Raw genomic sequence first — 25,457 nt, 5'->3', positions numbered from 1 at the left:
GGAGCGGCTACCGCTTGAGCCGCTGGGGTGCCTTGCGGGTGGCGGGGCAGCGCCCGTGCGGCTGCTCGGGGGGCGGGCCGGCCGGCAGCGGCGGGATGGCGCGCGGCACCGGTGTGCCGGGGACGAGTTCGAAGGCGTCCCCGCAGTGCCCGAGCTCCAGGGCCTCGCCGTCGAGCAGCGTGTAGGTGGCCGTCGTCCCGGTGATCTCCACCCGCAGCCGGCGCCCGCGGTAGACCATCGTGAAGGCGAGCCGGCCGATCTGCTCGGGCAGCCGGGGGGCGAAGGTGAGCGACCCGCTCTGGTCGCGCATGCCGCCGAAGCCGGCGACCAGGGCGAACCAGGTGCCGCCGAGGGCGGCGATGTGGATGCCGTCGCGGGTGTTGCCCTCCAGGTCCTCCAGGTCCATCATCGCGGCCTCGCCGAGGTAGTCGTAGGCCAGGCGCATCTGGCCGACCTCGGCGGCCATCACGGCCTGGCCGCAGGCGGACAGCGAGGAGTCGCGGACGGTCAGGGGCTCGTAGTAGGCGAAGTTGCGGGCCTTCTCCTCCGCGGTGAAGGCGTCGCCGCGCAGGCACATGGCGAGGACGAGGTCGGCCTGTTTGACGACCTGTTTGCGGTAGAGGTCGAAGTAGGGGAAGTGCAGCATGAGCGGGTACTGGTCGGGGCGCGTGCGGTTGAAGTCCCAGACCTGGTGGCCGGTGAAGCCCGCGGACTGTTCGTGGACGGCCAGCTCCTCGTTGTACGGCACGGTCATCCGCAGCGCGGCGTCGCGCCAGGCGGCGGTCTCCTCGTCGTCCACGCCGAGCACCGCGGCCGCGTCGGGGTGCCGTTCGGCGGCGGCCGCGGCCTCCCGGAGGTTCTGCTGCGCCATCAGGTTGGTGTAGACGTTGTCGTCGGCGACGGCGCTGTACTCGTCGGGGCCGGTGACGCCGTCGATGTGGAAGTCGCCGTGGTGGTCGTGGTGCCCGAGCGAGCGCCACAGCCGGGCGGTCTCGACGAGGAGCGGGAGCCCGACCTCCTGCTCGAAGACGGCGTCGCCGGTGGCGGCGACGTAGCGCACCACGGCGTCGGCGATGTCGGCGTTGACGTGGAAGGCCGCGGTGCCCGCGGGCCAATAGGCCGAGCACTCGTCGCCGTTGATGGTCCGCCAGGGGAACGCCGCGCCGCGCAGCCCCAGTTGGCGGGCGCGCTCCTGGGCGGCGGGCAGGGTGCTGTGGCGCCAGCGCAGGGCCTGCTCGACGGCCTGCGGGGCGGTGTAGGTGAGGGTGGGCAGGACGAAGGTCTCCGTGTCCCAGAAGCAGTGGCCGTCGTAGCCGGGCCCGGTCAGGCCCTTGGCGGGCAGGGCGCGGGCCTCCCCGCGCGCCCCGGTCTGCAGGATGTGGAAGAGCGCGAACCGCACGGCCTGCTGGATCTCGGCGTCGCCGTCCACCTCGACGTCGGCGCGGCTCCAGAACTGGTCGAGGAACGCGCGCTGTTCGGCCACCATGCCGTCCCAGCCGGTGCTGAGGGCGCCGGCCAGGGCGGCGTCCACCTGGTCGTGCACGGCGGGCACGGAGCGGGCCGCCGACCAGCCGTGGGCGACGAACTTCTCCAGCCGCAGCCGCTGTCCGGACCCGAGGCGGGACGTCACCGTGAGCCGGGCGAGGTTGTCGCTGCTCTCCGCGGCGAGCACGGTCCGGTCCGGCCCGTCCACCACGTGGTCGGCGGAGGCGGCGACCTTCAGGTCGCTGCGGGCGGTGCAGTGCAGCAGCCGGATCCGCGCACCGTGGGCGGCGTGCTCGCCCGGCACCAGCGGATCCTTGAGCTGGGCCGAGGTGCGCGGGTCGGCGCCGATGTCGGGCATCGGCTCGTTGGCGACGAGTTCGGACTGGACGACGATGCGGACGTCGCCGTCGAGCGGCTCGACCTCGTAGGCGATCGCCGCCACCGCGCGCTGGGCGAACGAGACGAGCCGGGTGGAGCGGACGCGGACGCTGCGGCCGCTGGGCGAGGTCCACTCGGCGGTGCGGTGCAGCAGGCCGGTGCGGAAGTCCAGCAGCCGCTCGTGGCGGTGGAGTTTGCCGTAGCGCAGGTCGAACGGCTCGTCGTCGACGAGGAGCCGGATGACCTTGCCGTTGGTGACGTTGATGACGGTCTGGCCGGACTCGGGATAGCCGTAGCCGGCCTCGGCGTAGGGCAGCGGGCGGAACTCGAAGACCCCGTTGAGGTAGCTGCCGGGCAGGCCGTGGGGCTCGCCCTCGTCGAGGTTGCCGCGCCAGCCGACGTGCCCGTTGGAGAGGGCGAAGACCGACTCGCTCTGGGAGAGGATGTCGAGGTTCAGCTCCGTCTCGCGCAGGCACCAGGGTTCGACGAGATAGGCCGGATGCGTGATCATGTGGCGTCGTCCTCCAGCAGGTCGGCGAGGTCGTCGACGACGATGTCGGCACCGTGCCGGCGCAGCGCCCCGGCCTGTCCCACCCGGTCGACGCCCACCACGAAGCCGAAGCCCCCGGCGCGGCCGGCCTCCATGCCGGCCAGGGCGTCCTCGAAGACGGCGGCCTCGGCGGGCTTGACGCCGAGGTCCTCGGCCGCGGCGAGGAAGGTGTCGGGACGGGGTTTGCCGGGCAGGCCGCGCTCCTTGGCGACGATGCCGTCGACGCGCACCTCGAAGAGGTCCTCGATGCCCGCCGCGGCCAGGACGTCACGGCAGTTGGCGCTGGAGGAGACCACGGCCCGGCGCAGGCCCGCGGCGCGCGCGGCCTCGGCGAAGCGGACGGAGCCGGGGTACGCCTCGACGCCCTCCCTGCGGATCTTCGCCAGGACGAGGAGGTTCTTGCGGTTGCCCAGGCCCTGGACGGTGTCGGCGTCGGGCGGGTCGGTGTCGGTGCCCTCGGGGAGGGTGATGCCGCGGGAGGCGAGGAAGGAGCGGACGCCGTCGGCGCGTGGTCTGCCGTCGACGTACTCGTCGTAGTCGGCGACGGGGTCGAAGGGCCGGAAGGCGGGCCCCTCGCGCCGGGCGAGGAAGGCGTCGAACATCTCCTTCCAGGCCGCGGCGTGCACGACGGCGGTCTTCGTCAGGACGCCGTCGAGGTCGAACAGGCAGGCGCGGACGTGGGCGGGCAGGCCGAGTGCGGTCACGCTGTTCCCCTTTCCCGGGTTGCCGCACAGCCTGCCCCGGGGGTGGGCGAATCACTCGTTCGCGCTTTCGGGCGCCGGTGCGCCGGCCGTCAGCCGCCGCACCGGCGCGCGGCCGGCGCGCCGTGGTGCGCGGTGAGGGCACGGTCGAGATTGGTGGCGGCGCTGATGAGTGCGAGGTGGGTGAACGCCTGGGGGAAGTTGCCGAGCGCCTCGCCCGCGGGCCCGATCTCCTCGGCGTACAGGCCGAGATGGCTGCTGTGGGTGAGCATCTTCTCGAAGATGTACCGGGCCTCGCCGACGCGGCCGGCGCGGGCGAGGGCCTCGACGTACCAGAAGGAGCAGAGGTTGAAGGTTCCCTCGTCGCCGGGGACGCCGTCGGCGCCGTCGGTGCGGTAGCGGCGGACGAGGCTGTCGCTGACCAGGTGCTCCTCGATGCGGCGCACGGTGGACAGGAAGCGCGGGTCGCGCGGGCCGGAGAACTTGACCAGCGGCATGACCAGCAGGGAGGCGTCCAGGGTGCGGCTGCCGGCGCTCTGGCAGTAGGCGCCGAGCTCCGGGGACCAGCAGCGCTCCTGGACGAAGCGGTACGCCTCGGCGGCGTTGTCGCGCCACCGCTCGACGGGGGCGGGCATGCCGCGGTGGCGGGCGATGCGCAGGGCCCGTTCGAAGGCGACCCAGGTCATCAGGGCGGAGTAGGTGAAGCGGCGGGGGCCGCCGCGGGTCTCCCAGATGCCGTCGTCGGGGTCCTCCCAGTGCTTCTCCAGCCATTCGAGCTGGCGGGCGAGCGCCTCCCACAGTTCGTAGGAGAGGGGTTCGCCGTGTTTGTCGTAGAGGTAGACGGAGTCCATCAGCTCGCCGTGGAGGTCGAGTTGGGTCTGGCGGGCGGCGGCGTTGCCGATGCGCACGGGGCGGGCGCCGCGGTAACCGCCGAGGTGGTCGAGGACGGTCTCGGGGAGGTCGGCGCGGCCGTCGACGCCGTAGAGGACGTGCAGTCCGCTGCCGGGCGGGGCTTCGACGCAGCGCTGGTGGAGCCAGTCGATGAAGGCGGCGGCCTCCTCGGTGAAGCCGAGGCGCATCAGGGCGTAGAGGGTGAAGGCGGCGTCGCGGATCCAGGTGTAGCGGTAGTCCCAGTTGCGGCTTCCCCCGTCCGGGGACTCGGGGAGCGAGGTCGTGGGGGCGGCGACGAGGGCGCCGGTGGGCTGGTGGACGAGGAGCTTGAGGGCGAGGGCGGAGCGTTCGACGCTCTCGCGGTAGCGGCCGCGGTACTGGGAGTTGCGCACCCAGCGGTCCCAGTACTCCAGGGTGTCGTCGAGCAGTCCGGCGGCCTCGTGGGCGTCGAGGGGGGCCGGCGGGGCGGGCACGTCGGCCCACTGGGCGGCGAGTTCGAGGGTGTGCCCGGGGTCGAGGGTGACCGTCGCGCGGACCTCGCGGCCGTCCCCGGCGGGCTCCAGGGGCACCGAGGAGCGCAGCAGCAGGGCACCGCGGGGGGCGGCGAAGACGGCGCCGTGGTCGGTGACGGTGAGGCTGTGCGGGGCGCGGGCGTAGTCGAACGCCGGCCGGCAGCACACCTCCAGGACGGCCCGGCCGCGCGGCACGCGCACCTGGCGGACGATCTGCCGGACGCGGCGCCCGGGGAAGGAAGGGTGGTCGGGGACCATGAAGTCGTAGAGCTCGGCGACGGAACTCCGGCCCAGGAAGCGGGTCAGGAGGACGTTCGAGTCGGGCATGTACATCTGCCGGGTGCGTTCGGCGTCGCGGGCGGTGACGCGGAAGTGGCCGCCGATGCGGGCGTCGAGGAGGGCGCCGAAGACGGCGGGGGCGTCGAAGCGGGGCAGGCAGCACCAGTCGATGGTGCCGTCGGCGCCGACGAGGGCGACCGTGTGCAGGTCGCCGATGATGCCGTGGTCCTCGATGGGCAGGTAGTCGGGGTGCCGCGGGCCGCTGTCGTAGGTCATCGGCCGTCCCTCCCCGGGCGGGAGTCGTCGCTCCCTCCGTTGTACCTCGGTCCGCCGGGCGGTGCCCCCGCACCAGGCAACCTTCGTTCCATTGCGAAACCGTGAATCATTCCTTTCATTGCCAGGCCGTAGGCGTTTTTGACCATACGATCACCGGACCGCCGCGCCTCCGCGGCCCGCCCTCCGTCCCGTACCCACCGGAATGAGCCCCGATGAGAACCACCCTGCGCCGCGCCGCGGCGACGTCCTTGGCCGCCGCCCTCGCCGTCCTGCTCCCGGCCTGCGGCCCGTCCGGCTCCGGCGCCGGCGGGCCGGTGCGCATCGGGATCAGCGGCGCCGACCCCGAGTGGGACGTCCTGGCGGACGAGGCGAGGAAACAGGGCGTCGACGTCAAGACCGTGACGTTCGACGACTACCAGCTCCCCAACAAGGCGCTCGCCGACGGGGACATCGAGCTCAACGCCTTCCAGCACCTGGCGTTCCTCGGCAAGTTCAACCGGCAGCACGGCACCCGCATCGTCCCCCTCGCCTCCACCTCCGTCGCCCCGATGGGGCTCTACTCGCTCAAGCATGCCTCGGTGGCCGCCCTTCCCGACGGCGCGCGGATCGCCGTCCCCAACGACCCGTCCAACCAGGGCCGGGCCCTGCTGGTGCTCCAGGCGGCGGGCCTGGTCCGCGTCGCGGAGAAGGCGGGCGTCTACGCCACCCCCGACGCCATCACCGACAACCCACGGCACATCGTCATCACACCCGTCGACGCGCAGCAGACGCCCCGCGCCCTCCAGGACACCGCCGCCGCCGTCATCAACGCCGGCGTCGCCGAACAGGCCGGCTACGACGTGCGCCGGGCGATCTTCCACGACGACCCGCGCGCCGCCACCACGCGTCCGTACGTCAACGTCATCGCGGCCCGGAGCGGGGACGAGGACGACGAACGGCTCCGGAAGATCGTCAGGATCTACCGCTCGCCCAAGGTGCAGGAGGCCGTCCGGAAGTCCTCCGGCGGCGCCCGCTACGTCGTCGACATCCCCCGCGCCGCACTGCGGAGCGAACTCGACCGCCTCACCCGGCAGGAGGGATGACCACCGTGATCGAACTGCGTGACGTGGCCAAGACCTACCCCGGCGCGGGCCGGGGCGCGAAGCCCTTCACCGCCGTCGAGGACGTCTCCCTCACCGTGGCCGCGGGCCGCGTCCTGGGGATCGTCGGGCACAGCGGCGCGGGCAAGAGCACCCTGCTGCGCCTGGTCAACCACCTCGAAGTCCCCACCTCCGGGCGGGTGCTGGTGGACGGGCGGGACCTCGGGGCCCTGGACGGGAGGGAGTTGCGGGCGGTCCGCCGCTCCATCGGCATGGTCTTCCAGCAGTTCAACCTGTTCCGCTCCCGGACCGTCCTCGGCAACGTCGCCTACCCGCTGCGGCTGGCGGGCGTGTCCCGCGCCGGGGCACGCGCCCGCGCCACCGAGGTCCTGCGCTTCGTCGGCCTGGAGGAACAGGCCCGCCGCCACCCCGAACAGCTCTCCGGCGGACAGCGCCAGCGCGTCGGCATCGCCCGCGCGCTCGCCACCTCCCCGGGCGTGCTGCTGTGCGACGAGGCGACCTCCGCCCTCGACCCGCACACCACCGGCGAGGTCCTCGACCTGCTCCGCCGCGTCAACACCGAACTGGGCGTCACCATCGTCCTGGTGACGCACGAGATGGACGTCGTCCGCGCGCTGTGCGACGAGGTGGCCGTCATGTCGGGCGGCCGCCTCGTCGAGCACGGCGACGTCTACGACGTCTTCGCGCGCCCGCGCCACCCGGTCACCGAGGTCTTCGTCCGCTCCGCCCTGCGCGACCTGCCCGGGGACGCCGCGCGGGAGCGGCTGCGCGCCCGGCACCCGGGGCGGCTGGTGACCGTCCCCGTCACCCGCGACGCGGCCGCCTCCGCACGGCTGTCACGGCTGCTGCGCGCGCACGGCGTGGACTTCACCGTCGCGCACGCGGGCGTCGGCGAGGTCCGCGGCGCCCCGCTGGGCAGCGTCACCCTCGCCCTGCACGGCGAGGACGCCGACGTCGACGCCTTCCTCGCCGGCCTCACAGCCCGCGAAGCGGCCCGGGACGCGACCGAAGACGCGCCCCACGGCGCGACCCGCGAAGAGGCGCACGGAAAGGCGGTGGCCTGATGCACGCCGACTGGCACACCTTCTGGCCCAAGGTCGTGGACGCCACCGGCGAGACGGTCTACATGGTGCTCGTCACCCTGGCCCTGTCCGCACTCCTCGGCACCGGCGTCGGCCTCGCGCTCCACACCACCCGCAAGGGCGGCCTCCTGCCCAGCCGCCTCGTCCACACCGTCCTCAACGCCCTGATCAACGTCATCCGCCCGGTGCCGTTCATCATCGCGATCGTCGCCCTCTCCCCCGTCACCCGCAGCGTGGTCGGGACGATGATCGGGACCGACGCGGCGGTCTTCCCGATGGTCGTCGTCGCCACCTTCGGCGTCGCCCGGATCGTCGAGACGAACCTGCTCACCGTCGAGCCCGGGGTGATCGAGGCCGCGCGGTCGATGGGCGCGGGGCCGCTGCGCATCGTGGTGACCGTGCTGATCCCCGAGGCCCTCGGGCCGCTGGTGCTCGGCTTCACCTTCGTGCTCGTCGCCCTCATCGACTTCTCGGCGGTGGCCGGGACGGTGGGCGGCGGGGGCGTCGGCAACCTCGCGATGACGTACGGGTACCTGCGCTTCGACACCTCCGTGATGGCGGTGTCGGTGGCCGTCCTGATCGTCCTGGTGCAGATCGCCCAGCTGCTGGGCAACCTCCTGGCCCGCAAGGTGCTCCGCCGCTGACCTTGCCCGCGGGCCAGGGGGCCGCCGAGACTGGAGGGAAGGAGGACGCGGGAGGTGCGACGGTGACCGTGACCGTGGCCCTGGCCGGGGACACCATGCTGGGACGCGGCGTCGCCGAGCGGCTGGCGGCGGCGCCGGAGCCGGCGACGCTGCTGTGCCCGGCCCTGCGCGGGCGGCTCGCGGCGGCCGACCTGGTCGTCCTCAACCTGGAGTGCTGCGTCTCGGACCGCGGCGAGCCCTGGCCCGCCCCGGGGAAGCCGTTCTTCTTCCGGGCCCCGCCCGAGGCGGCGCGCGTCCTGGCGGAACTGGGCGTGGACTGCGTGACCCTGGCCAACAACCACGCCCTGGACTACGGGTACGACGCCCTCGCCGACACCCTGGACCTGCTGGCCGCGGCCGGGATCGCCGTCGTGGGCGCGGGGCGCGACGAGGAACGCGCCCGCGCCCCGGCCGTCCTGGAGGCCCCCGGCCTGCGCCTGGCGGTGGTGGGCGCCACCGACCACCCCGAGGACTTCGCGGCCACCCCCTCCCGGCCCGGCGTGGCCCTGGCCGACCTGCGCCACGGGCTGCCCGCCTGGCTGCGCGGCACCGTGGAGGAGGCCGGGCGCTCGGCCGACGCGGTGCTCGTCACCCCGCACTGGGGCCCCAACATGACCGCCCGGCCGCCCTCCTACGTCCGTGCGGCCGCCACCGCCCTGCACGCCGCCGGGGCCGCCCTGGTCGCCGGCCACTCCGCGCACGTCTTCCACGGGGCCGGGCACCGCACCCTCTACGACATGGGTGACTTCGTCGACGACTACGCCGTGGACCCCGTCCTGCGCAACGACCTCGGCCTGCTCTTCCTCGTCGCCTTCGACGGCCCCCGCCCCGTCCGGCTGGAGGCCGTACCGTTGTGCCTGGAGCACTGCCACACCGTCGAGGCCGAGGACGGCGCCCGCCGCCGGATCAGCGACCGCTTCGTCCGCGCGAGCGCCGCACTGGGCACGACGGTCACCGAGGGGGACGACGGGCGGCTCACGGCCGACTGGCCGGCGGACGGGTAGCGGTCAGCCGACCCGCTCGGGCCGGGCCGGCCGGACGCCGCTCCCGGACGGGACACCGCGGTCACCGGCGAGCAGCGACCACACCGCCATGTCCAGCCGCGCCCCGTCCACCTCGACCGCCTGCCGGAGCACGCCCTCCCGGGTCATGCCCAGCCGCCGGGCCACCGCCGCGCTGCGGTGGTTGCCCACCGCCGCGCGCCACTCGACCCGGGCCATGCCGCGCACGTCGAAGGCCCAGTCGATCAGCCTCCGGGCCGCCGCCGTGACCAGCCCCCGCCCCTCCGCCCCGCGGCTGATCCACGCCCCCAGCTCGCAGACGCCCGAACGGGTGTCGAAGACCCGGAACAGCACGCAGCCGACGAGGGCTCCGTCGAGCCGTATCGCGAAGAGACGCCCGGTATCGGCGCTTTGGGCATCCGCATAGCGCTGGAGGTACGCGCGCGCCGCCTCGGTGCCGGTGATGGCGGAGGCCAACGGCAGCCACCGGCCCAGGTGCTCACGGTGGGCGTCGATGTAGGCGGCGAACTCCTCGGCCTGCCAGGGCTCCAGGGGATGGAGTCCGGCGCCGGGGGCGAGGGGCGAGCTGAGCACGGTGGTCCTCCGGGTGCGTTCCGACGGCTGGTACGTCCGGCAGCATAGGGACGGTGCGGTCTCCGGCCGGCAACGCCCCCACCTGCACCGGCGCTGGGCGCCGCCTCCCCCGCCGCCCCGTCCGGCGGGCGCCCGGTCAGCGGCGGCGCCCCGCGTCACCGCGCCCCCGGGCAGCCCTCTCCTCGAACGCCGCGAACGCCTCCTCCTGCCGCCACTGCACGGCGGCCTTGGGGCTCGCCGCCAGCACGGCCGCGCAGGCCGCCCGCGGCCGGGAGGTGCCCGGGCGGTCGTGGGCGCACTCGGGGACGGGGGTGAAGGCGTCGCGGCCGCGCCACAGGCTGCGGCCGGGCAGGAAGGCGTACTCCAGGGAGGTGCGGGCGAGGTCCTTGAGGGCCCGGTAGCCGAGGCGGTGGGAGGTGGCGGCGCGCTGGTACTCGGTGGTGATGTCGGAGCGTTCGACGCCGCCGTCGTCGGTGGCCAGGGCGACGGGGACGCGGTGGCGGCGGTAGAGGCCGAAGGGGTGGCGGCGGCCGGAGACGCCCAGGATCTGGGAGTTGCTCGTCAGGGGCGTCTCCACCAGGACGTGCCGCGCGGCCATCGTGGCGAGCAGCCCGGAGCGGTCGTCCTCCCACAGCACGTCCACGCCGTGGCCGATGCGTTCGGCGTGCCCGGTGCGCACGGCCTGCCGGATGTGCGAGCGCAGGGCGTCGCGGGCGACCAGGCCGGGCACCAACTCCCCGGCGTGAAGGGTGATGTGGACCTCCGGGTACCAGCCGTGCAGCCGGTCCAGCATGCGCATGTGCAGTCCGTAGTCGCGCAGCGCCACCGCGCCGTCCTCCGGGGTCACCAGGTTGACGGCGACGAACCGCGGGTCGCGGTGGGCGAGTTCGAAGCCCAGCAGCAGTTCGGTGAAGACCTGCTCGGGGGCGGCGGCGCGGTCGACCTGGGTGATGAGGCGCACCGGCAGGCCGCATCCGGCGTGCGGGCGGGGCGTGTCGCAGCGGGAGGCGGCGTGGAACTCGGCCATCGCCCGGTCCGTCGCGGCGCGGGCGCGGGCGACGAGCCGGCCGAGCCCGTCGCCGGCCAGCAGTCTGCGCCGCATGCGGCTGAGGTCCCGGTCGTGTCCGGCCCGGGCGGCGAGCGCGGCCACGCCGGCCGCCGGGTGGCTGACCATGGTCTCCAGGTAGAACTGGCGCTGCTCGGCGGCCCGGTCGGCGATCTCGCCCAGCAGCCGGCCCATGTGGCCGGTCTCGATCTCGTCGAACTTCTCGAACGTGGCGAAGAAGTGGTCGTGCCCCGTCTCGCGGCCCGGCACGAAGTCCTGCATGGACCAGGCCCGGAGGAGTCGGCGGTGGAACGCGGCGTCGTGTCCGGCGTCCGCGGCCGGTCTGCCGCCGGCGCGGCAGGGCGGCGGGACGGCGCGCAGCGTGTCCGGCTCGATGCACAGGCCGTCGCGGGCGGCCAGTTCCACCATGAGTTCCGTGGGGGCCGCCCCGCCCAGGTGGTTGTGGAGGTCGGCGCCCTTGGGCAGGGCCCTCAGGAACGCCCGCAGCGCGCGGGGGCGGCCGCGCAGCTCCTCCATGTACGCGGCGGTGGCCGCCTCGGCCGTGTTCTCCTCCCGCCGGGCGCGCTCCGGCGCTCCCCAGGCGGGCAGCACGGCCGCGCAGAGAACAGCGGCCAAGGCACTGCGCAGCAGCACACGTCGATGGTTCACCGGACCTCCTGGCAGTGGCCGTCGCCTGCGATGACGACACCGGTCTACCGTCTGGCCGACCCGTTCACCATGGCAACGCTCCACTGCCCGCACAACGGGCCTGTCGCTGTTGTCCAGTTGACGCCGGCGCCGCCGGCGACACGCCTGGCGGGCGCCCCGCCCGGGGCGGTCAGCGCGGCAGGTGCACGTCCATCAAGCAGACGTCGTCGCGCTGTTCCCTGGGCAGCAGCCGGGCGAGGAGGGCGTCGAGGGAGCCGGGGCCGTCGCCCCCGAACTCCTGCCGGGCGGCCGCGGCGAGGCGGCCGAGGCCCTCGTCGAGGAGCTCCCCCCGCCGTTCGAAGAGGCCGTCGGTGTACAGCAGGAGGTGGTCGCCGGGCCGGAGGCGGCACTCGGCGCGGACGTAGGAGGGCTCCGCCACCGCGCCGAGCAGCACGCCGTCGGGCGGGGTGAGGAACTCCGCCTTTCCGCCGCGCACGAGCAGCGGCGGGGGGTGGCCGGCCTGGGCCCAGGCCAGGCAGCGGGTGGCGGGGTCGTAGCGGCCGAGCACCATGGTGGCGGTGGTGTGGTGGGTCTCGGGGACGTGCAGGAGCAGGGTGTTGAGGCGCCGCAGCGCGTCGGCGAGCGAGGATCCGGTGAGGACCATTCCCTTGGCGGTGAACCGGAGCTGGGCCATGGTCGCCACCGCGTCGAGGCCGTGCCCGGCGACGTCGCCGACGGCGAACAGCACTCCGCCGTCGGGCAGTTCGACGGCGCTGTACCAGTCCCCGCCGACGTTGAGGTCGTCGTGGGAGGGCAGGTAGGCGACGTCCACGCGGAGGCCGGCGAGGTTCAGCGACTGGCCCGGCAGCGGCAGCAGCGCCTGCTGGAGGCGGGCGGCGACGGTGCGTTCGGCCTGGAGGACGGTGCGCTGGGCCAGGACGGCCTGCCGGGTCTCCGTCAGGGCCAGCTCGGCGAGCCGCTGGGCGGTGATGTCCTGGACGAAGCCGTGCACCTCGACGGGGGTGTCCTGGGCGTCGAGGACCGCCTCCGCGACGACCCTCAGGTGCCGGACGCCGGACCGGGTGACGATCCTGAAGGGGTGGTCGACGGGGGTGCCGGCCTCCAGGAGCCCGCGGACCGCCCGGCCGAAGGCGGGGAGGTCCTCGGGGAGCAGGTGGCGGGGCAGCTCCTCCAGGCTGAGCGGGCCCTCGGCGGGGTCGCGGTCCAGGATGGCGTAGACCTGCTGGGACCAGGTGATGGTGTCGGTGACGAGGTTCCAGTCCGCCCAGCCGAGGTTGGCCAGCCGCTGGACGTCGCCCAGCAGCTCGCGCTGGCGGGCCGCGCCGTCGTGGCAGGTCCAGGTGACGACGAGCGCGTCGTCCAGCCGCGCGGCCCGCACCGAGAAGGTGGACAGCCGCCGGACGCCGGGGGCGACCTCCTCGTACGGGAAGGGGCCGCAGGCGTACGGGCGTCCGGTCCGCAGGGTCTCCAGGTAGCCCCGCCACACCTCCGTCCCGGCCAGGGTGGGGTAGCACTCGAGGACGCGGCGGCCCACGAGCCGGCGTCCGCGGCGTCCGGCGACGTCGACGGAGTACGGGGCGGCGGCGTCGATGCGGAAGTCCTCGACCTCGCCGCTCGCCGAACGGACCGGGGTGAGCAGCACGGCCGCGCCGGGGAGGGCGTCGAGGACCGGCTGGACGAGCCGGGCCGTGCGGCCGGCGGGCCCCTCCGGGCGCTCGGCCGGCCGCGGGCGGCCCGCCGGCGCGCCGCCGTCCTCGCAGGTCCGGAGGCTGCCGGCGCACAGCCGGGCCGCCTCAAGCAGCAGCGCGCGCACGGCCGGGCCGAAGGGCGCCTCCGTGGCGCGCAGGACGCCCAGGGCGGCGGTGACGGTGCCGCCGGTGGCCAGCGGGAGCCAGGCCCGGGTGGGCCACCGCCGGGGCGGGTCGCCGGGCGGCCGGTGGCCGCCGCCGTCCCGGTCCGGGTCCTCCAGCCAGATCGCTTCACCCGATCGGATGACGTCGAGCGGCGGGACGCAGCACCACTCCGTCGAGAGGACCGCCCCGGTGCCCGCCTGCCCGGCGGGCTCCAGGGCGCCGTCCTCGTTCCGCACGAGGACCGTCACGGCGTCGAGCCGGGCGGGCGGCCCCGCCAGGTGCTCCAGCAGCCGGCCGGCCAGCTCTCGCGCGTCGGTGACGTCCGTCAGCGCTTCGCCGAGGGCGCGCAGGATCTCCGCGCCGGTCGCCTCCCGGCGCCTGGGCGAGGGCACGGCCGCCCGGTCCCGGCGCGGCCGGAGGTAGCGCTCGGAGTCGAACACCGAGCCGCGGCCGGGGGCGTGGCCCTCCGGGCCGTCCTCCGGCGGCCCCGCGGGCTCCCGGCCGGCGGCCGGCTCCCCGGCGTCCAGGTCGCCCAGGACGCGCCAGCACTCCTCCATCAGCGTGCGGCCGCCGGCCGACGCGCGGCGCGTCAGCTCCTGGTACGCCGCCGGGGCCGAGCGGCCGGTCCGGGCCATGAGGACGCCCTTGGCCCGCTCCAACACGGCCGCCGTGGAGGCCAGATGCTCCAGCCGTTCGTTCTCCTCCCGCAACTTGGCCACGACTCTGGCCAGTTGGGCCACATCGGGCGCAACACCGGACTCGCCGTCCCGCACAGACTCGCTCGTCACGGTCCCGAGCATGGCACAACCGGGCCCGGGACGGCCCCGGCTCCGCCCCCCATTCTCGTACGACCGTCCGCACGGACCCCACTACCCACGGTAGCGAACACGGCCCCGGGCGTTCGCGCCGGGACGGGCGGCGGCAGAATGGAGTCGGGCTCGGGGCCACTCGACGACGCGACCGAGGAGTTCAGCCATGGAGCACACCACGGAGTGGCGGATCCGCGTGAACCTCACCGAGGACGGCGAGACGACCAAGGCCCGCGCGGTCCTGGACACCGGCGCCGCCTCCTTCACCGGCCAGGGCGTCGCCCACCGCTCCCCCGAGGACACGGACGTCCGCCTCATCGGCGACGAGTTCGCCGCCGGCCGCGCCCTGCGCGAACTGGGCGAGAAGCTCATCGGCACGGCCGAGCGGGACGTCGCGGCACGCGGCGCGGGCCCGGAGGGACGCCGCTCCCCGATGTACGGCTGGGAGCCGTAGACCGCGCGGCCCGGGGCGTGAGCGCCGGCGGTGCGGTCCCGAAAGGCCATCCCGAAAGGGTGTTCGCGCCGGGGCGGTCAGGACGCCGCCGGCCCCGGCTCCCCCCGCAGGACCTCCAGCACCACCGCCCCGTCCACCGTCTCCTTGGCGACGAGGAGTTCCGCCAGCCGGTCGAGGGCCGGGCGGTGTTCGCGCAGCATCGTCACGGCGCGCTGTTCGGCGTGGGCGAGGAGCCGGGCGACCTCCTCGTCGACGATGCGCTGGGTCTGTTCGCTGTAGGGGCGGTGCTGGAGGTCCTCCATGGACTCGCCGAGGAACTGGGGGGTGGAGGAGCCGTAGCCGACCGGGCCCAGGGCGGCCGAGAGGCCGAACTCGCGGACCATGCGGGTGGCGATGAGCGTCGCGCCCGCCAGGTCGTTGGCCGCGCCGGTGGAGCCCTCGCCGAAGACGACGAGTTCGGCGGCCCGCCCGCCGAGGCGGACGGCGAGGAGGTCGGTGAGGTACGCCTCGCTGTACAAGTGGCGTTCGGCCTCAGGGAGTTGTTCGGTGACGCCGAGGGAGACACCGGCGGGCAGGATGGTGACCTTGGCGACGGGGTCGGCGTGTTCGCACAGCGCCGCGACGAGCGCGTGGCCGGACTCGTGGACGGCGACGGAGCGGCGCTCCTCGGGCAGCAGCGCGTTGGAGGTCTCGCGGCGGCCGAGCAGGACGCGGTCGCGGGCGGTGTCGAGGTCCTGGGCGGTGATGACGGCGCGGTCGGCGCGGACGGCGTTGATGGCGGCCTCGTTGACGAGGTTGGCGAGGTCGGCGCCGGAGAAGCCGGGGGTGCCGCGGGCGACGGTGGTGAGGTCGACGCCGGGGTCGAGGGTCTTGCCGCGGGCGTGGACGGCCAGGATGGCGGCCCGTTCGGCCTGGTTGGGCAGCGGCACGGTGACCTGCCGGTCGAAGCGGCCGGGGCGCAGGAGGGCGGGGTCGAGGGCGTCGGGCCGGTTGGTGGCGGCCAGGACGACGATGCCGCTGCGCGGGTCGAACCCGTCCATCTCGGCGAGGAGTTGGTTGAGGGTCTGCTCGCGCTCGTCGTTGCCGCCGACCCGGCCGGCGCCGCCGCGCCGCCCGCCGACGGCGTCGATCTCGTCGATGAAGATGATCGAGGGGGCGCGCTTGCGGGCCTCGTCGAAGAGGTCGCGCACCCGGGAGGCGCCGACGCCGACGAACATCTCGACGAAGGCGGAGCCGGTCACCGACAGGAACGGCACGTCGGCCTCCCCGGCCACGGCCCGCGCGAGGAGCGTCTTGCCGGTGCCGGGCGGCCCGACCATGATCACGCCGCGGGGTCCTTTGGCGCCGGCCCGGGCATACCGCTCGGGGCTGCGCAGGAAGTCGACGACCTCGCTGATCTCCTGTTTGACGCCGTCGTAGCCGGCGACGTCGGCGAAGCCCGCGGTGGGCCGCTCGGCCTCGATGATCTTCGCCCGGGAGCGGCCGATGGCGCTGATGCCGCCGGTCAGGGAGCCGGCGGCGCGGCGGGCGCCCCACAGGAAGAAGGCGCCGAGGAGCAGCAGCGGCAGGAAGGCCAGCAGGACGGAGAGCCAGGGGTTGCCGCCGCCGCTGGTGGTGGCGGTGATCTGGACGTCGTGGGACTGGAGTTGCTGCTGGAGCTGGCCGGTGCCCAGCGCGGTGGGGAGCTGGCTGGTGAACTGCGTGCCGTCCTTGAGCCTGCCGTTGACGCTGCCGTTGGAGCCGACGTCGACGCTCCGCACCTGCCCGGCGTTCACCTTGGCGACGAAGTCGCTGTAGGAGACCTGCCGGCTCTTCTCCCCGGGCAGCCCGCGGGCGATCAGCAGGACGACGACGAACATCACCAGGACGAAGGCCAGGATCCAGCGTCCCCAGGGGGTCGAGGGCGGCGGGGCGGGCCGCCGGGGCGGCTCGGGCGGCGGCCCGGGGTGGCCCGGCGGGGCCAGGTGCCGGTGCGGCAGACGGATACGAGTGATCACGGGAGCGCTCCCTCTCACGGGCGACGCGGCGCCCTGTCCCCAGGATCGGGGATGGGGGCCCGACCCGGCAGGGCCGGACGGGTCCGGGTTAGCCCGGTCGGGGCATGCGGCCCCGACCACCGGGTACCCGCGCCCGCGGCGCGGCACCCTGCCCCCGGACGGCCGCGCCCCGCGTGCCGCCCGTCCGGCCCTCCCTTACGGTCGAGCCGAACAACCGCGCGGCAGCGGCCGACGACGGCAAAGGAGTCCCGGGTGAGCAGCGCCCCCGAAAGTGCGGATCACGTCAGCGTCCATCTGACCGGCTGCGACGAACGGGCCGCGGACGCGGTCATCGCCGCCCTGGACGCCGCCTTCCCCGCCGGCGCCGGGGTTCCGGTGCGGGAGGCCGCGCCGCCGGGCCCGCCGAGGACCGGGGAGGGCAAGCCGGTCATCTGGTGCACCGTGGTCGACACCCGCTCCCGGCGGGCCGGCCGGGAGCCGTCGCCGGCGGCTCTCGGGGCCCCGGTGACCGCCGACCTGTTCGGCGCCGCGGATCCGGTGCACCAGGTCAAGGAGGAACTCGCGGCGGCCTTCGGCGTCGAGGAGCACGGCACGGTGCCGGGCGAGCACGAACTCGAAGTGCGGCTGCTCCTGAAGCCGCTCCCCGAGACCTAGGAGCGCAATATGGGAGCAACATCCGCTTAACAGTGCCCGGTTGACGAAGAGACGGCACAAGGCGGCGCGACCGGAGGGAGAATCGGGAAAAAGTCTTTGCCCCGTCAACCGCTTCACCGGCGGGATCGAGCCGGGCCCCGCACCCCCCGGGCGTCCTGGCTCCACCGCCGGCGGACGGTCCGGTGGTGACGATCCGTGAACAGGGTGCCGGCGCCGCCCCGCTCGGGCCGCGCCTTCCCCGGGGGACCGTCACCGACGGTGCCGGGGACCTCCCGGAACGAGCCGGCGCACCTTGGCGCGGGGAGTGCTGGTCCCCGCACCGGACGCCACCTAGGTTTCACCCCGCTCCGAGGCGCGACTTCCAAGGAATCGGGCGGACGCGCGAAGGCCCGCCGGAACCGCCGCCCTTCACCTCGGCGTCACCCCCGATTTCCCGCCGGACGGCGCCCGGACCGTATACGGCCCGCCGGCCGCCCGAACAGACCAGAAGACAAAGTCGTTTCATCACCTTCCGCCCAGGGGGAAGTCCATGTCCCATACGAGTTCACCCGCCAGGACCGGGGAATCCGGTTCCGGGGTGCCGCCCGGTCCCCCCGGCCGGCATCCGGCCGGGGCCCGCGTCCTGGCGGACTGCTTCGAGCACTCGTGCGACCGCCACCCGGAGGCCGTGGCCGTGGTCCACGAGGGCCGGGAGCTGACCTACCGCGAGCTCGACCGGCGCGCCAACCGGCTGGCGCACCTGCTCGCCGGGCGCGGCGCGGGCCCCGGGAGCACGGTGGGCATCCTGCTGGAGCGGTCCCCCGAGCTCTACGTGGCGCTCCTCGCGGTGATCAAGTCGGGGGCGGCGTACGTCCCGCTGGACCCCTCGTTCCCCGCCGACCGGCTGGCGTTCATCGCCGAGGACGCCGGCCTGCGCGACCTGGTGACGGCCTCGGACCTGCGCGCCCGCACCCGGGGCCTGCCCTGCCCGGTCCTGGAGGTGGACAGGGCCGGCGACGAGCTGGCCCGGCGGCCGGACGCCCGGCCGCGCCCGGACGTGGACCCGTCGTCCGTCAGCTACGTCGTCTACACCTCGGGGACCACCGGCCGTCCCAAGGGCGTCGCCGTCTCCCACGCCGGCATCGTCAACTTCCTCCGCGTGGCCGGGCCGCTGTACGGGGTGACCGCCGAGGACCGGGTCTACCAGGGCCTGTCGATCGCCTTCGACTTCGCCGTCGAGGAGATCTGGCCGGCCTGGACGGGCGGCGCGACCCTCGTCGCCGGCCCCGCCGACGGCCGCCGCGCCGGCCACGAGCTGACCGCCTTCCTCGTCGAGCAGCGCGTCACCGTGCTGTGCTGCGTCCCCACCCTCCTCGCGACCCTCGACGCCGACGTGCCGCTGCTGCGCACCCTGCTGGTCAGCGGCGAGGCGTGCCCGCCCGACCTGGTGCGCCGCTGGTCGCGGCCGGGCCGCCGGATCCTCAACGCGTACGGGCCGACGGAGGCCACGGTCACCGCCACCTGCGCCGAGCTCGACCCGCACCGGCCGGTCACCATTGGCACGCCGCTGCCCACGTACACCGTCTACCTGCTGGACGACGAGCTGCGGCCGGTGGCCGACGGCGAGAGCGGCGAGATCTGCGTCGGCGGTCCGGGGGTGGCCATCGGCTACCTCAACCGCCCCGAGCTGACCGCCGAAAGGTTCCTGCCCAACCCGGTCGAGCGCGACCGCGCCGAGGTGCCCCGGATCTACCGCACCGGCGACCGGGGGCGCTTCACCCCCGCCGGGGAGATCGAGTACCTGGGCCGGGTGGACACCCAGGTCAAGATCCGCGGCTACCGCATCGAGACCGCCGAGATCGAGGCCGTGCTCCGCGAGGACCCCGCCGTCGAGAACGCCGTCGTCACCCCGCTGGAACGCGACGGCGTCGTCCAGGACCTCGTCGGCTACGTGACCCTCACCTCCGAAGCCGCCTGCGGGGACGAGGAGTTGCGCGACCGGCTGCACGCCGTGCTCCAGCGCCGGCTGCCGTCCTACATGATCCCGGCGTATGTCGAGGTGCTCCCCGCGTTCCCGCTGCTGGCCGCCGACAAGGTGGACCGGGCCGCCCTGCCCGCCCCCTCCTCGCCCCCGCTGGCCCGCCGCGCCCGGCCGCACGTGGCCCCCGCCACCGAGCGGGAGCGCCAACTGGCCGCCGCCTGGCGGGAGATCCTCGGCGGCGGCGAGGTCTCCGTCGAGGACGACTTCTTCTGCGACCTGGGCGGCCACTCGATGACCGCCGCCCGGCTGATGTCGCGGCTGCGCCGGCACCCGGAACTGCGCGGCCTGTCCATGGGCGACCTGTACGCGCACCCCACCGTCCGCTCCCTCGCCGCCCACGCGGGCACCGCGCCCGCCGCGCCGGAGCCGGGCACGGGAGCCGCCGCCGAGCCGCCGCTGCGCCACTCCTCCGCGCGGGTGTGGGCCTGCGGGCTGGCCCAGGCCGCGGGGCTCCACCTCTGGCTGCTGCTGCTCGGCCTGCCCGCCGTGGTGCTGCTGTACCGGGCCTTCGCCGCCACCGGCGCCGATGTGCGGATGCCCGCGCCCGGCGGCCTCCTGGACCGCGTCATCGGCCTGCCGCTCGGCACGTTCGTCGCGCTCGACGCGGCCTGGCTGTCCGTCAGCGCGCTCGTGCTGCCCCTCCTGGGCGGGCGCCTGCTGATGGCGGGGGTGCGTCCGGGCCGCTATCCGCTGTGGGGCGTGACGTACCTGCGGTTCTGGCTGCACGGCAAGGTGCTCGCCCTCAGCGTCCTGCCGCTGCTGGCCGGTTCGCCGCTGCTGGCCCCCTGTCTGCGGCTGCTGGGGGCCCGCGTCGGCCGCCGCTGCCACCTGTCGTCCGTGATCGCCCCGCCGTCGCTGCTGGAGATCGGCGACGACACGGCCGTCGGCTACGGCGCCCGCCTCCAGACGTACGCGGTCGAGGACGGGCGGCTGTCCCTGGCGCCGGTGCGGCTGGGCGCGCGCTGCCACGTCGGCACCAACAGCGTCGTCCTGCCCGGTGCCCGGCTGGGCGACGACGCCTCGCTGGGCGACCAGTCGCTGCTGCCGGCCGGCACCTCCGTCCCGCCGGGCGAGCACTGGGCGGGCTCGCCGGCCCGACGCCGGGACGCGGCGCCGCCGTTGCTCCGCGACCTGACCGCCCGCGCCGACGACCGGCCCTGGCCCCCCGCCGTGCTCGCCGGCTACCTGGCGGGCGCCGTGCTCTCCGTCGTGGCCGCGCTGGCCGTCGCGGCGGCCGGTTCCGCCGCCGTGGCCTGGGCGGCGTACCGGCACGGCTTCGGCTGGGGCGCCGTCGCCACCCTGGCGGCCGGGCCCCTGGTGGTGCTGACCACCTGTCTGCTGGTGGTCGCCGTCAAGAGGGCCGTCCTGCCGTCCGCGCGGGCCGGCATCCACGCGGAGCGCGGGTCCTTCGGGGTGCGCAAGTGGATCGCCGACGGGATGCTGGCCATGAGCCTGACCGTCACGCACGCCCTGTACTCCACGCTCTACCTGGTGCCGTTCCTGCGCGCGCTCGGCGCCCGCACCGGCCGCTGGTCCGAGGTCGCCACGGTCAGCTTCGTCGACCCCGACATGCTGATCATCGGGGAGCGCAGCTTCGTCGCCGACGTCAGCGTCGTCGGCCCGGCCGTCTTCCACCGCGGCCGGGTCGCCCTCGCGCCGGCCGAGGTCGGCCGGATGAGCTTCGTCGGCAACGGCGCGCTGGTGCCCGGTTCCTGCCGCCTGGCCGACAACAGCCTGCTCGGGGTCCACTCCGTGGCGCCCGAGCGGCCGGTGGACCCCGAGACGACCTGGCTGGGCTCCCCCGCGATATTCCTGCCGCGCCGGGAGGAGAGCCGCACGTTCCCGGCGAGGCTCACCTACGACCCGGGCCGGGGCCTGATCGCGGCGCGCCTGGCCATCGAGTACTTCCGGGTGACCCTGCCCGCGACCGTCGCCGCGCTCGGCGCCCTGGCCGCCCTGTGGGCCGCGCTGCGGCTGGCCGCCGCCGCCCCGCCCCTCGTGCTCTTCCTGCTGGGCCCGGCCCTGCTGCTGGGCGCCGCGCTCGCCGCCACGCTGGCCGCCGTCGCGCTCAAGTGGCTGGTCGTCGGCCGCTACCGGCCGCGCACCGAGCCGCTGTGGAGCGTGTGGGTGCGGCGCACGGAACTGGTCACCGGCCTGTACGAGAACCTCGTCGTGCCGGCCTTGGTCAACCTGCTGACCGGCTCCCCGTGGGCCGCGCCGGTCCTGCGGCTGTTCGGCGCCCGGATCGGCCGCCGGGTGTGGCTGAACACCACGTACCTCACCGAGTTCGACCTCGTCGAGGTCGGGGACGACGCGGCGGTCGGGGAGTTCACCTCGCTGCAGACCCATCTGTTCGAGGACCGGGTGATGAAGATGTCCCGGGTCCGCGTCGGGGCCGGCGCCTCGGTGGGCCCGCGCTCGGTCGTCCTGTACGACGCGCGGGTCGGCGCCGGGGCCGGCGTCGACGCCCTCTCCCTGGTGATGAAGGGCGAGCGGCTGCCCGACCGGACCCGCTGGCGCGGCATTCCCTCCCGTCCCTGCTGACCCCCGATTTCCGCCCCGACCCGACCCGGAGACGCCAATGACATCGCTCGTCCACCCCGATACCTGGGCCGGCCCCCGTGTCACCGGAGCGGTGCCCGGCCCCCTCTCGGCCGAGTACCTCGCCCGCCAGGACCGCTGGGAGTCCAACGCCCGCACCTATCCGCGCCACTTGCCGATCGCCCCGGCCGAGGGGTACGGCAGCTTCCTGCGGGACGTCGACGGCAACGTCTTCATCGACTTCCTCGCCGGCGCGGGCGTGCTCTCCCTGGGCCACAACCACCCCGCGCTCGTCCGCGCCGTCACCGAACAGCTCGGGCAGCTCACCCATGCCCTGGACTTCCCCACCCCCGCCAAGGACGCCTTCGTCCGGGCCCAGTTGTCCATGCTGCCGCCCACGATGCGGGACCGGATGAAGATGCACTTCTGCGGCCCGACCGGGGCGAACGCCGTGGAGGCGGCCGTCAAACTGTGCAAGGTGGCCACCGGCCGCGGCGACGTGGTCTCCTTCCAGGGCGGCTTCCACGGCAGCACCCACGCCACCATGGCCCTCAGCGGCCTCCTCTCCCCCAAGCAGGCCGTGCCCAACATCATGCCCGGCGTCCACTTCTTCCCGTTCTGCGCCGACGGCTGCGACACCGACTGCGCCTCGTACCTGGAGCGCTCCCTGCGCGACAGCAACGGTGGCGTCCCGCTGCCCGCCGCCGTGGTCCTGGAGCTCGTCCAGGGCGAGGGCGGCGTCTACCCCGCCTCCGCCGAGTTCGCCCGCCGGGTCCGCGAGGTCACCCGCTCCCTGGGCATCCCGCTGGTCGTCGACGAGGTGCAGACCGGCTGCGGGCGCACAGGCACCTGGTACGCCTTCGAGCAGTACGGCATCGAGCCGGACGTCGTCGTCGCGTCGAAGGCGCTCAGCGGCATCGGCACCCCCGTCGCCGTCATCTTCTACGACGCCTCCCTGGACACCTGGGCCCCCGGCACCCACATCGGCACCTTCCGCGGCAACCAACTGGCCTTCGCGGCCGGGGTGGAGGCCGTGCGGATCGTGCGCGAGGAGGACGTCCTCGGCAACGTCCGCCGGCGCGGGGAGCAGATCCGCGGACGCCTCGCCGGGCTGGCCGACGACCCCCACGTGCGCGACGTGCGCGGCCGCGGCCTGATGTGGGGCGTCGAGCTGGCCGACCCGGCGACCGGCCGGCCCGCCACCGCGCTCGCCGCCGCCGTGCAGACCGAGGCGCTCCAGCGCGGCCTGATCCTCGAACTCGGCGGCCGCGACGACAGCGTCGTCCGTCTGCTGCCCCCGCTCAACGTGACCGCGGAGGTGGTCGACACGGCCTGCGCGATCCTCGTCGCCGCCCTCGCGCACGCCACCGCGCGTCGGCCCTAGCACGCCCGCCCTCAGGGGGAGGCCCCTTCCGATGGCTCTCATCGTCCAGAAGTACGGCGGCTCCTCGGTGCGGGACACCGAGTGCATCCGGCGCGTCGCCGAACGGATCGTCACCGCCCGGGAGGCGGGCCACGACCTCGTGGTCGTCGTCTCCGCCATGGGCGACACCACCGACGAACTCCTCGGCCTGGCCGGGCACGTGAGCCCCATGCCGCCGCGCCGCGAGGTCGACATGCTGCTCACCGCCGGGGAGCGCATCTCCAACGCCCTCACCGCGATGGCCGTCCACGCGCTGGGCACCGACGCCTGCTCCCTCTCCGGCGACCAGGCCGGGGTGTTCACCACCGCCGCCCACGGCCGGGCCCTGATCACCGAGGTGCTGCCGGACCGGGTGCGGCAGCACCTGGACCGCGGGTCGGTCGTGCTCGTGGCCGGCTTCCAGGGGTTCCACCGGGAGAGCGAGGAGATCACCACGCTGGGCCGGGGCGGCTCCGACACCACGGCCATCGCGCTGGCGGCGGCGCTCAAGGCCGACGTGTGCGAGATCTACACGGATGTGGACGGGGTGTTCACCGCCGACCCGCGGATCGTCCCCGACGCCCGCCGGCTGGACCGGCTCCCCTACGAGACCATGGAGGAGATGGCGGCCAGCGGCGCGAAGGTGCTGGCGCCGCGCAGCGTCGAGTTCGCCCGCCGCTACGGCGTGACCGTGCACGTCCGGCCGGCGCACGGCTCCGGTCCGGGGACCGTGATCAGCGCCGAGGGCGAACAGCCGTCGGCGGAGGTCCGGTCGGCGGTCACCGCGGTCGCCCACGACCGGTCCGGCGCCGAACTCACCGTCTGCGGCGTCCCGGACGGCCCGGGCACCACGGCCGCGCTCTTCCGGATCCTGGCCGACGCGGGGGTGGACGTCGACACGGCCGTGCAGCAGGCCGTCCGCCCGCCGGGGCGCTGCGGCGACCTCACCCTCGTCCTGCCCCGGAGCGACGGGCCGGCCGCGCTGGCCGCCCTGCGCGAACGCCGGGCGGATCTCGGCTTCGACGAGCTGCGCTACGACCCGTCCATCGGCAAGGTGTCCCTCATCGGCACGGGGATGCGGGCCGAGGCCGGCGTCATCGCCCGCTTCTGCGAGACGCTGTCGGCGGCGGAGGTGGACATCACCGCCATCTCCACGGCGGAGAGCCGCATCTCGGCGGTCTGCGGCGCCGACCGGCTGCACGAGGCGGTGCGGGCGCTGCACGCGGCGTTCGAGCTGGGCTCGCCGGGCTGAGCCCGGTCAGTGCGGGTCGCCCGCCACCCTCCCGGCGAGGGCCCGGGCGGACGGCCCGAGCTCGCGCAGCCGCGGCACCAGCAGCAGGGCCGCCAGCCCCAGGTAGACCCAGGCGAGGACGGTCCGGGCCCCGGCCCCCGGCAGCGCGAACTGCACGCCGAACAGGACGAGCAGCAGGCCCGCCTTCCACGGCGCGAACCGCAGGTCCAGCAGGAGGACGACGGCCAGCGCGGTCTGCGCGGCCGTCAGCAGCACCTCCTCCACCTGCCGTTCGGTGAGCGGCAGCGCCGCGCCGCCGCCGCCGGCGAGGTGGGCGAGCGGCAGGCTGCCGATGAGCAGCGTCCACTGGTTGACCTTGCTCGACAGCAGCGCCCCGAGCCCGTCGTCCCCGCGCAGCCGCCAGGCGAACACGACGGCGACGATCAGCTCGGGCGCCTCCGAGGCGAGCGGGGCGAGCCACTGCACCAGCAGGAAGCGGTCGACGCCGAGGGACGTCCCGGCGTCGACGAGCGCGGTGGCGAACGGCTCGGCGCAGGCGAGGACGACACCGGCGGCGAGGACGAACCCGGCGACGGTCGCCGCCCTGCGCGGCCCGGCGGGCAGCCGGGCCAGCCGGGCCGGTACGCCGACCGGTTCCTCCTCGTCCGTCTCGGCGCACCGTCCGACGCGGAAGAGGTAGTACGCGTACCAGCCGATGAGCACGGGGCCGAGCCACCAGGCGATCTCCCGTGTCGCCGGCATGACGAAGGCCACGGCGCCGGCCGCGCCGAGGAAGGCGACGTCGATCCGCCGGTGCGCGCGCAGCCGGATGGCGCCGCCGGTTCCCCCGCGCCGCGCGGTGACGGCGGCCGCCAGGGCGACGAGGGGCCAGCCGACGCCGACCAGCATCCGGTTGGCGCCCGTCATGTTGGCGGCGGCGTAGGCGGCGTACTCGGGGCGGCGGCCGGCGGTGTACGCGAAGTACAGGTCGACGGCGTACTCGGGCAGCACGGCGATGAACGCCAGCAGCGCGAGCGCGAGGGGCCCGGAGAGGTCCGCGCGCGCGGTCTCGGCGGCCCACATCAGCAGCAGCGCGGCGGCGAGCACGCCGACGCCGAAGACGGCGATCGCGGCCGGGGCCCCCGGCTCGGCTCCGGTGATCCGCAGCACGACGGCCGGCAGCGCCGCGGCGACGGCGGCGCCCACGCGGACGAGAACACTCCTCACCCGGCGGATGCCTGCCCGGCGGG

At 75.1% G+C, this 25,457-nt stretch carries 17 protein-coding genes; 9 read left to right on the top strand and 8 right to left on the bottom strand.

Translation table 11 applies throughout. The annotated features are described in order from the left end of the window. Positions 1–7 precede the first annotated feature (7 nt). From AC230_RS20905 to AC230_RS20895, 3 genes are all read right to left on the bottom strand, one after another. On the bottom strand, positions 8–2,374 hold the full coding sequence (locus tag AC230_RS20905; RefSeq protein ID WP_049717867.1) for a glycoside hydrolase family 65 protein: 2,367 nt from the start codon (positions 2,372–2,374) through the stop codon (positions 8–10). After that, a complete protein-coding gene (locus tag AC230_RS20900) occupies positions 2,371–3,117 on the bottom strand; it encodes a beta-phosphoglucomutase family hydrolase (protein ID WP_049717866.1) in 747 nt (248 codons plus the stop codon). Before AC230_RS20900 ends, AC230_RS20905 begins: the two co-directional genes overlap by 4 nt. An 89-nt stretch (positions 3,118–3,206) precedes the next feature. Continuing rightward, positions 3,207–5,072, bottom strand: coding sequence for a glycoside hydrolase family 15 protein (locus tag AC230_RS20895; RefSeq protein ID WP_049717865.1), 1,866 nt, complete (start codon positions 5,070–5,072; stop codon positions 3,207–3,209). Between the two features lie 212 nt (positions 5,073–5,284). On the opposite strand from AC230_RS20895, the gene AC230_RS20890 reads away from it, so the two are divergent. From AC230_RS20890 to AC230_RS20875, 4 genes are all read left to right on the top strand, one after another. Continuing rightward, positions 5,285–6,154, top strand: coding sequence for a MetQ/NlpA family ABC transporter substrate-binding protein (locus tag AC230_RS20890; RefSeq protein WP_049717864.1), 870 nt, complete (start codon positions 5,285–5,287; stop codon positions 6,152–6,154). Further along, a complete protein-coding gene (locus tag AC230_RS20885; protein ID WP_198535583.1) occupies positions 6,151–7,236 on the top strand; it encodes a methionine ABC transporter ATP-binding protein in 1,086 nt (361 codons plus the stop codon). The genes AC230_RS20890 and AC230_RS20885 overlap by 4 nt, the downstream gene beginning before the upstream one ends. Further along, positions 7,236–7,898 carry a methionine ABC transporter permease gene (locus tag AC230_RS20880; RefSeq protein ID WP_049717863.1) on the top strand — a complete coding sequence of 221 codons (663 nt, stop codon included), beginning with the start codon at positions 7,236–7,238 and terminating at the stop codon, positions 7,896–7,898. The genes AC230_RS20885 and AC230_RS20880 overlap by 1 nt, the downstream gene beginning before the upstream one ends. A 62-nt stretch (positions 7,899–7,960) precedes the next feature. Beyond that, complete coding sequence (locus AC230_RS20875; RefSeq protein ID WP_049717862.1) at positions 7,961–8,941, top strand: CapA family protein; 981 nt, start codon at positions 7,961–7,963, stop codon at positions 8,939–8,941. Between the two features lie 3 nt (positions 8,942–8,944). Here AC230_RS20875 and AC230_RS20870 read toward each other — a convergent pair whose 3' ends face one another. From AC230_RS20870 to AC230_RS20860, 3 genes are all read right to left on the bottom strand, one after another. Then, a complete protein-coding gene (locus tag AC230_RS20870; RefSeq protein ID WP_049717861.1) occupies positions 8,945–9,532 on the bottom strand; it encodes a GNAT family N-acetyltransferase in 588 nt (195 codons plus the stop codon). A 136-nt stretch (positions 9,533–9,668) separates the two neighbouring features. Beyond that, on the bottom strand, positions 9,669–11,246 hold the full coding sequence (locus AC230_RS20865; protein ID WP_049717860.1) for an adenosine deaminase family protein: 1,578 nt from the start codon (positions 11,244–11,246) through the stop codon (positions 9,669–9,671). A 169-nt stretch (positions 11,247–11,415) separates the two neighbouring features. Beyond that, positions 11,416–13,887 carry a SpoIIE family protein phosphatase gene (locus tag AC230_RS20860; protein ID WP_241833311.1) on the bottom strand — a complete coding sequence of 824 codons (2,472 nt, stop codon included), beginning with the start codon at positions 13,885–13,887 and terminating at the stop codon, positions 11,416–11,418. A 187-nt stretch (positions 13,888–14,074) separates the two neighbouring features. On the opposite strand from AC230_RS20860, the gene AC230_RS20855 reads away from it, so the two are divergent. Then, entirely contained in the window at positions 14,075–14,362 is a 288-nt protein-coding gene (locus AC230_RS20855) for a dsRBD fold-containing protein (RefSeq protein ID WP_049717858.1), read from the top strand. A 77-nt stretch (positions 14,363–14,439) separates the two neighbouring features. Here AC230_RS20855 and ftsH read toward each other — a convergent pair whose 3' ends face one another. Further along, entirely contained in the window at positions 14,440–16,359 is a 1,920-nt protein-coding gene (gene ftsH / locus AC230_RS20850; RefSeq protein WP_049717857.1) for an ATP-dependent zinc metalloprotease FtsH, read from the bottom strand. Positions 16,360–16,611: 252 nt separating this feature from the next. Here ftsH and AC230_RS20845 point away from each other — a divergent pair, with 252 nt between their 5' ends. The 4 genes from AC230_RS20845 (at position 16,612) to AC230_RS20830 (ending at position 24,228) form a co-directional block, all read left to right on the top strand. After that, a complete protein-coding gene (locus tag AC230_RS20845) occupies positions 16,612–17,013 on the top strand; it encodes a hypothetical protein (RefSeq protein WP_049717856.1) in 402 nt (133 codons plus the stop codon). A 577-nt stretch (positions 17,014–17,590) separates the two neighbouring features. Then, complete coding sequence (locus AC230_RS20840; protein WP_049717855.1) at positions 17,591–21,577, top strand: Pls/PosA family non-ribosomal peptide synthetase; 3,987 nt, start codon at positions 17,591–17,593, stop codon at positions 21,575–21,577. A 37-nt stretch (positions 21,578–21,614) separates the two neighbouring features. After that, positions 21,615–22,958: a diaminobutyrate--2-oxoglutarate transaminase family protein gene (locus AC230_RS20835; RefSeq protein ID WP_049717854.1), complete on the top strand. Its 1,344-nt coding sequence runs from the start codon at positions 21,615–21,617 to the stop codon at positions 22,956–22,958. 31 nt (positions 22,959–22,989) lie between these two features. Continuing rightward, positions 22,990–24,228 (top strand): aspartate kinase, encoded by a 1,239-nt coding sequence (locus tag AC230_RS20830; protein WP_049717853.1) that lies wholly within the window; start codon positions 22,990–22,992, stop codon positions 24,226–24,228. A gap of 6 nt (positions 24,229–24,234) precedes the next feature. Here the strand turns inward: AC230_RS20830 and AC230_RS20825 are convergent, their stop codons facing one another. Further along, positions 24,235–25,413, bottom strand: coding sequence for a hypothetical protein (locus AC230_RS20825; protein ID WP_198535582.1), 1,179 nt, complete (start codon positions 25,411–25,413; stop codon positions 24,235–24,237). Between the last annotated feature and the right edge of the window lie 44 nt (positions 25,414–25,457).

It is taken from the genome of Streptomyces caatingaensis (assembly GCF_001187435.1).
GTDB lineage: Bacteria > Actinomycetota > Actinomycetes > Streptomycetales > Streptomycetaceae > Streptomyces > Streptomyces caatingaensis.
Note: the sequence above shows the minus strand (reverse complement) of the source record. Positions and strands in the feature narration are given on the sequence as shown.